The organism is Lysinibacillus composti, assembly GCF_016908465.1.
In the GTDB taxonomy this organism is placed as follows: Bacteria; Bacillota; Bacilli; order Bacillales_A; family Planococcaceae; genus Ureibacillus; species Ureibacillus composti_A.
Genome location: NZ_JAFBDY010000029.1, coordinates 33529 through 40352 on the forward strand (window position 1 = coordinate 33529; position 6824 = coordinate 40352).

Annotated in this window: 8 protein-coding genes and 2 riboswitches; all 8 genes read left to right on the forward strand. The window is 39.0% G+C overall.

The genetic code is table 11. The features are described from left to right. Nucleotides 1-101: 101 nt before the first annotated feature. The 8 genes from ggt to JOD29_RS18290 all read left to right on the forward strand — a co-directional run bounded on the left by ggt (nt 102) and on the right by JOD29_RS18290 (nt 6259). On the forward strand, nt 102-1703 hold the full coding sequence (gene ggt, locus JOD29_RS18255; protein ID WP_124766811.1) for a gamma-glutamyltransferase: 1602 nt from the start codon (nt 102-104) through the stop codon (nt 1701-1703). A 50-nt stretch (nt 1704-1753) separates the two neighbouring features. Then, the gene (locus tag JOD29_RS18260; protein WP_420844564.1) at nt 1754-2317 is read left to right on the forward strand and encodes a chromate transporter; all 564 of its coding nucleotides are present in this window, start codon (nt 1754-1756) and stop codon (nt 2315-2317) included. Continuing rightward, nucleotides 2318-2851, forward strand: coding sequence for a chromate transporter (locus tag JOD29_RS18265; RefSeq protein ID WP_124766812.1), 534 nt, complete (start codon nt 2318-2320; stop codon nt 2849-2851). It begins immediately after the preceding gene. 128 nt (nt 2852-2979) lie between these two features. Further along, nucleotides 2980-3027: riboswitch (PreQ1 riboswitch) on the forward strand. A gap of 118 nt (nt 3028-3145) precedes the next feature. After that, the gene (queF, locus tag JOD29_RS18270; protein WP_124766813.1) at nt 3146-3646 is read left to right on the forward strand and encodes a preQ(1) synthase; all 501 of its coding nucleotides are present in this window, start codon (nt 3146-3148) and stop codon (nt 3644-3646) included. A 76-nt stretch (nt 3647-3722) separates the two neighbouring features. Continuing rightward, a riboswitch (PreQ1 riboswitch) is annotated at nt 3723-3769 on the forward strand. Between the two features lie 52 nt (nt 3770-3821). Then, a complete protein-coding gene (gene queC, locus JOD29_RS18275; RefSeq protein ID WP_124766814.1) occupies nt 3822-4481 on the forward strand; it encodes a 7-cyano-7-deazaguanine synthase QueC in 660 nt (219 codons plus the stop codon). A gap of 3 nt (nt 4482-4484) precedes the next feature. After that, nucleotides 4485-4958: a 6-carboxytetrahydropterin synthase QueD gene (gene queD, locus JOD29_RS18280; RefSeq protein ID WP_124766815.1), complete on the forward strand. Its 474-nt coding sequence runs from the start codon at nt 4485-4487 to the stop codon at nt 4956-4958. Next, nucleotides 4951-5679: a 7-carboxy-7-deazaguanine synthase QueE gene (queE, locus tag JOD29_RS18285; protein ID WP_124766819.1), complete on the forward strand. Its 729-nt coding sequence runs from the start codon at nt 4951-4953 to the stop codon at nt 5677-5679. The genes queD and queE overlap by 8 nt, the downstream gene beginning before the upstream one ends. Nucleotides 5680-5722: 43 nt before the next feature. Beyond that, nucleotides 5723-6259 carry a VUT family protein gene (locus JOD29_RS18290; protein ID WP_124766816.1) on the forward strand — a complete coding sequence of 179 codons (537 nt, stop codon included), beginning with the start codon at nt 5723-5725 and terminating at the stop codon, nt 6257-6259. Nucleotides 6260-6824 lie beyond the last annotated feature (565 nt).

Genomic DNA, 6824 nt, shown 5'->3' on the forward strand with positions numbered 1-6824 from the left:
TATTTGTAAAATTTTGAATTATAGGAAACTATGAAAGAGTATAGTTTAATAGTTCGAAGCGAAAATACAAAACAACAATTCAAAAGAGGAGTGAATAATAAATGGATTATTTACATCATCCGTTTCCATCAAAACGACATACGGTTTTTGCAAAGAATGGGATGGTTGCAACTTCGCAACCACTAGCGGCTCAAGTTGGGCTTGAAATATTAAAAAAAGGAGGTAATGCCATAGATGCTGCAATTGCTACTGCAGCCGCATTAACAGTGGTGGAACCAACCTCTAACGGAATTGGCGGAGATGCCTTTGCAATTGTTTGGATAAAAGGGGAATTATACGGACTCAATGCTTCTGGGCCTTCCCCAGAATTATTAACTGCAGAAGAGCTGAAAAAACTCGGGCATGATCGAATGCCAGAACTAGGTGTTGTCCCGGTTACTGTTCCAGGGGTACCTGCTGCTTGGGCTGCACTGTCCAAAAGGTTTGGGAAACTATCCTTATTAGAAACATTGGAACCTGCTATTCGTTACGCAGAGGAAGGCTATCCTTTAACGCCAATATTAGGTGAGAATTGGAAGAAAGCTTATGAAAAATATAAAAGCCATGAGGGGAAAGAGTTTGAATCATGGTTTGAAACATTTTGTCCAAATGGAAGATCTCCAGAAATCGGGGAAATATGGAGTTCAAAGGGCCATGCAGATACATTAAGAAAAATTGGTGAAACAGATGCTAAGGCCTTCTATGAAGGAGAGTTGGCTCAAAAGATTGAGGACTTTATGGTGGAACATGGAGGCTATTTAAGAAAAGCTGATCTTTCATCTTATCAGCCAGAATGGGTAAAACCAATTTCTACAAATTACCGAGGTTATGATGTGTGGGAAATTCCTCCAAACGGCCAAGGATTGGTTGCTCTGATGGCATTAAATATTTTCGAACAACTGGATGCACCGAAGTGGCAATCTGCTGAAACGATTCATCAACAAATTGAGTCAATGAAAATCGCATTTACTGATGGCAAGGCATTTATAACAGAGCCTTCTGAAATGCCAATGAGTGTAGAAAATTTAATATCAAAAGAGTATGCATCAATGCGGGCAAAGGAAGTTCAGGCGACGGCAATTGATCCTAAACCTGTTGAACTAACTAAGTCTGGTACGGTTTACTTAGCTACTGCCGATCATGAAGGAAATATGGTGTCTTATATTCAAAGTAACTATATGGGATTCGGATCTGGTATTGTCATTCCAGGAACAGGGATTGCTCTGCAAAATCGTGGGGCTGATTTTTCTTTAAATGAAAACCATCCAAATTACTTGAAACCTAAGAAGCGTTCATATCACACAATTATCCCAGGATTTTTAACAAAAGATGGGGAAGCGGTTGGTCCGTTCGGTGTCATGGGAGCCTATATGCAACCACAGGGGCACTTCCAAGTCGTAACGAATACGATTGATTACCTACTAAATCCACAAGCAACGTTGGATATGCCAAGATGGCAATGGGTTGGTGGAAAGAAAATACGTGTTGAATCGGAATTCCCAAACTACTTAGTTCAAGCTCTAGAAAGAAAGGGACATGAGATTGAAGTGATGGCGAACAGAGGCAGCTTTGGACGTGGTCAAATCATTTGGAGAAACCCAGAAACAGGAGTTCTCGCAGGGGGAACAGAGTCAAGAACGGATGGTATGGTGGCAGCGTGGTGATAGAAAAACCGATGGACAAGGAAAAGCGGAAAGGCATAAAAGCTGAAGAAATGGATCAAGTGAAGGATGCAAAAATGAGAGACATCTTTATGGCATTCTTTCGCATAGGGATGCTTGGTTTTGGTGGTGGACCTTCTGCCATTCCTTTAGTCGAAAAAGAAGTAGTTGGACGTTTTAAGTGGATGACACTTGAAGACTTTGGTGACACCATTGCTTTAGCAAATACAATGCCAGGACCTATTGCTACTAAACTAGCAGGGTATATTGGCTATCGTGTTGGAGGAATCATGGGTTGCCTGAGTGCGATGATCGCCTCGGTAATCCCAACAGTCATTTTGATGATTATGATGCTAACGGTATTACAAACCTATAAAGATATTCCTTGGGTGCAAAGCATGTCCAATGCGGTTGTTCCAGTCGTTGCCGTTATGTTGGCAGTGTTAACCTGGAGTTTTATTAAGCAATCCAAGGATTCTATGGGTTGGCTAAAAGCGATATTACTCATCGTTGCATCTATTATTTTGTTAGAAGTACTAGGCCTACATCCCGGAATCTTAATCGCGGTGTTGATTGCAGCTGTTTTTGTGCCTTTCAAGAAAAAGGGCGGTGAGTAAATGATTTATTGGCAAATATTCCTGGCCTTTTTCATTCCGGGTATTTTAGGATATGGGGGTGGACCTGCAACCATTCCTTTGATTGAAAAAGAAGTCGTCGACCGCTATGGATGGTTGACTACCAAAGAATTTAGTGAGGTACTTGCACTAGGGAATTCTCTCCCTGGCCCAATTGCTACAAAAATGGCAGGTTATATTGGGTTTACAGAAGGTGGAATATTAGGTTCGGCTATTGCATTATTTGCAACGATTGCTCCATCATTAATCTTAATGCTTGCTTTAATGGCCATACTTATGAAATATAAAGAATCTCCTCAAGTCAAAAATATCTCTAAAGTTGTGAAGCCGGTTATTGCGGTGTTAATTGGCGCAATGACTTTACAATTTTTCATGGAATCTAGGCTTTTACTTGGAAGTCTCCAAACGATTATCATTATGATTGTTAGTTTGCTCATGTTAGAAAAGTGGAAAGTACACCCGGCAATCGTAATTGGTCTAGCTTTAGTTTATGGAGGGCTAACGGGGTTAATTTAACTTCTTTGATTACCTTTTTACGGTCTCCGGGTGAAATTAAGATTTAATGAAAAAACAAAAATCCATTGACGTTTCTATCCAATTCCACTAATATGTATATGGAATTCAATTAAATGCCCGGCTTTGAAACGGGAGAGGTTCATAGCGATCAACCCTCTATAAAAAACTATGGAAACATGACGATTCAGCCATGTCCATAACGGACGTGGCTTTTTATGTTTTTATGTAGTTTTATAGAATGTAAGAGCCTCTTTTTTGAAAAGTGTTGGGAAACATTGTCAAGGAGGTTTTTTTATGTCTGGAAGAAACCATGAAGAAGGTTTAAAAGACTTAACATTATTAGGAAATCAAAATACTAAATATTCATTTGACTATGCCCCTGAGGTACTAGAGGCGGTTGATAACTTACATTCGAATCGTGATTATTTCGTAAAATTCAATTGTCCAGAGTTTACGAGTTTATGTCCATTAACACATCAACCAGATTTTGCGACGATGTATATTTCATATATTCCAGATAAAAAAATCGTTGAAAGTAAATCATTAAAGCTGTATTTATTCAGCTTCCGTAATCATGGAGATTTCCACGAAGACTGTGTGAATATTATTATGAATGATTTAATTAAGTTACTAGATCCTCGCTATATCGAGGTTTGGGGGAAATTCACTCCACGTGGCGGCATTTCCATTGACCCTTGGTGCAACTACGGTAAACCAGGAACGAAATACGAAGAAATTGCCAACTATCGTTTAATGAATCATGATTTAAATCCAGAGAAAATCGATAATCGATAACAATTGAATATACCCTTTTTAATATTTGCCGTTTCCTGATGTGGTTGGTTTAACTTCCAAAGGGAAGCGTTTTAAGAAGGAAGAGGTTCTTAGCGGATACCCTCTATAAAAAACTAAGGAGAAACAGCATTTCCTCTTAGGATGCTGTTTTTTTCGTTAAAAGGGAGTTTTGTAATTGAAACAGGAAAAAGCTGTTGTTGTGTTTAGTGGAGGGCAGGATAGTACGACTTGCTTGTTTTGGGCAAAAGAACGATTTGCAGAAGTAGAGGCAGTAACATTTAACTATGGCCAACGCCATGCCCTTGAAATTGAATGTGCAAAGGAGATTGCCGAGGAGCTTGGTGTGAAGCATCACATACTTGATATGTCCCTACTGAACCAACTTGCACCAAATGCCTTAACACGAGATGACATTAAAGTAGAAGAAGGGGATGAGGGCGAGTTACCGTCGACGTTCGTTCCTGGTCGTAATCTGCTCTTCCTTTCGTTTGCTGGTGTGCTCGCTAGTCAGGTGGGAGCAAAACATATTGTGACAGGTGTTTGTGAAACGGATTTTAGTGGATATCCCGATTGCCGAGATATTTTTATTAAATCACTAAACGTTACGTTGAATTTGTCTATGGATGATTCATTTGTCATTCATACCCCGTTAATGTGGCTGAATAAGGCGGAAACATGGGAACTTGCAGATCAATTACAAGCATTTGAGTTTGTTCGCGAAAAAACACTTACTTGCTACAACGGAGTTATTGCTGACGGTTGTGGGGAATGCCCGGCTTGTAAACTTCGTAAAAGAGGACTTGATGAGTATTTAAGCGTTAAAAAGGAGGACTAAGACATGTCTGAATTTAGAATTGTTGACAGGCTCCAAAAAATAGATGTGGATATTCAACAAGACCAATTAAAGTATCATTCAAAACGTGTACTAGTTAGCAAGGAATTTACCTTTGATGCGGCCCATCACTTACACAACTATGAAGGGAAATGTAAAAACTTACATGGTCATACGTATCGTGCAGTCTTAGGTATTAGTGGCTATACAGAAGAACGTGGCTTAGTAATTGATTTTGGCGATATAAAAGAAATATGGAAAGAAAAAATCGAAGTTTATCTAGATCATCGTTATCTAAACGAAACACTTCCACTTATGAATACAACAGCTGAAAACATCGTTGTTTGGATTTATGAAAAATTGGTCGATGCATTGCGTGAGAAGCAGCAATATAAAGGTGCGCGGGTAGAATTCGTTCGCCTTTATGAAACGCCAACAAGTTATGCGGAAGTAAGACGGGAGTGGATGGATGTTGAGTAAGATTCCCGTGATGGAGATTTTTGGACCGACTATTCAAGGTGAAGGAATGGTCGTGGGACAGAAAACAATGTTCGTGCGGACTGCAGGCTGTGATTATTCTTGCTCTTGGTGTGATTCAGCATTTACATGGGATGGCAGTGGAAAGAATCTGATTACCCAAATGACAGCTGAAGAGATTTGGGCTGAGTTAAAGCGCCTGGGTGGCGATGGGTTTTCCTTTGTTACGATATCTGGCGGAAACCCTGTACTTCTTCGAAATTTAGATGCGCTCGTTGCCATCTTAAAAGAAAATGGAATTCAAATTGGAGTAGAGACCCAGGGAAGCAAGTGGCAAGAGTGGCTGTATGAAATTGATGAACTTACGATTTCCCCAAAGCCCCCGAGTTCTGGTATGAAGACCAATTATTCAGTACTTACCGACATCCTAGAAAAACTAAAAAAACGAAATAGTCATCAGCATATCTCTCTTAAAATCGTTGTTTTTAATGAAGAGGATTACAATTATGCAAAGCAGGTTCACCTTCGATACCCGACAATTCCTTTTTATCTTCAGATAGGTAATGATGACATCGCGACAACTGACAATAGTCAACTCGTCAGTAAATTATTGGCGAGGTACGAAGCGTTGATTGATCAGGTCATGGCAGATGAAGAATTAAAAGATGTGAAAGTACTGCCACAGCTCCATACCCTTATATGGGGAAATAAAAGAGGGGTATAGTCGGCATTAAGAGGATATTAAGATTTAGTAAAGGAGCAATATCATGAGAATCTTATTCTATTTATTATCAATCGTCATTGCCAATGTGGTAACGGCTGCCTTTGCGCCGATACAATTTGGTGCGTTTATCGTTCCAATGGGGACACTTTTTGTTGGGGCAACCTTCATCTTCCGAGATCTAGTGCAAAATAAATATGGTCGTGGGAAAACGTATGTGTTTATCTTTACTGCGTTAATTTTATCTGCTATCGTTTCATACTTACTTGGCGATACATTAATGATTGTGGCCGCATCAGCTATTTCGTTTTTAGTTGCAGAAACGACGGATACTGAAATTTATTCACGCTTAAAATTATCTTTTGCTTGGCGTGTATTTTGTAGCGGAATTGTTGGAGGATTACTAGATTCAGTTATTTTCGTTATTATCGGATTAAGTCCACTTGGCGCAGGGTTCTTACCTTGGGAAGCAGTACCAGCTGCAATTTTAGGGCAGTTTATCGTAAAAACAATTATTCAAATGATTGGTGCGTTAATTTTGAGCCAAATTCATGGAATTAAAGACAAACAAGTCGTAGCATAGTAAGTCTCCTTTAAGGGGCAGAGTTTAAGTATACAAATGGGGTAGGAAATCGTGATGATTTTCTTACTCCATTTTTTTATTTCAATGGATTGGTTTGTTGTTGCAAATTTGCAAACATCAGCAAGCGATAGATGCACTATTAGATAATTGGAAGATTGCTAGAATGAGTGTGAATTATTATTTGATTTTAAGTGATTGAAATAATGGAGGAAACTTCCCTTAAATTGAGAAAGGCCCATATTTGGCGGGAAGGGAATGTTTTTGCTTATTTTATCCGAATGCATGGATTTATCTCGGGCAGTTAAAGGAAAAATGTTCCCTTATATCAGCCTTTTAACCTTCTACAATGTGTATTAACGGAAGAAAATTCCCTTATACTTAAAAATGCCCATATTTTATCCGAAATAAAGGAACATTTTTCCTTTATTTCATCCAAATAGTTGATTTTGACCTATTTTAGAGCAGTTAACGGAATTTTCTTCCCTTATTTCTGCCGTATAAGCCTTCTCACGGTGTATTAACGGAAGAAAATTCCCTTATATTTAAAAATGCCGATATTTTACCT

Excerpts from the sequence above, each read along its gene's own strand:
- queD (WP_124766815.1), top strand. The coding sequence starts at position 4,485 with ATGTCTGAATTTAGAATTGTTGACAGGCTCCAAAAAATAGATGTGGAT.
- JOD29_RS18290 (WP_124766816.1), top strand. The coding sequence starts at position 5,723 with ATGAGAATCTTATTCTATTTATTATCAATCGTCATTGCCAATGTGGTA.
- JOD29_RS18260 (WP_420844564.1), top strand. The coding sequence starts at position 1,754 with ATGGATCAAGTGAAGGATGCAAAAATGAGAGACATCTTTATGGCATTC.
- JOD29_RS18265 (WP_124766812.1), top strand. The coding sequence starts at position 2,318 with ATGATTTATTGGCAAATATTCCTGGCCTTTTTCATTCCGGGTATTTTA.
- ggt (WP_124766811.1), top strand. The coding sequence starts at position 102 with ATGGATTATTTACATCATCCGTTTCCATCAAAACGACATACGGTTTTT.
- queF (WP_124766813.1), top strand. The coding sequence starts at position 3,146 with ATGTCTGGAAGAAACCATGAAGAAGGTTTAAAAGACTTAACATTATTA.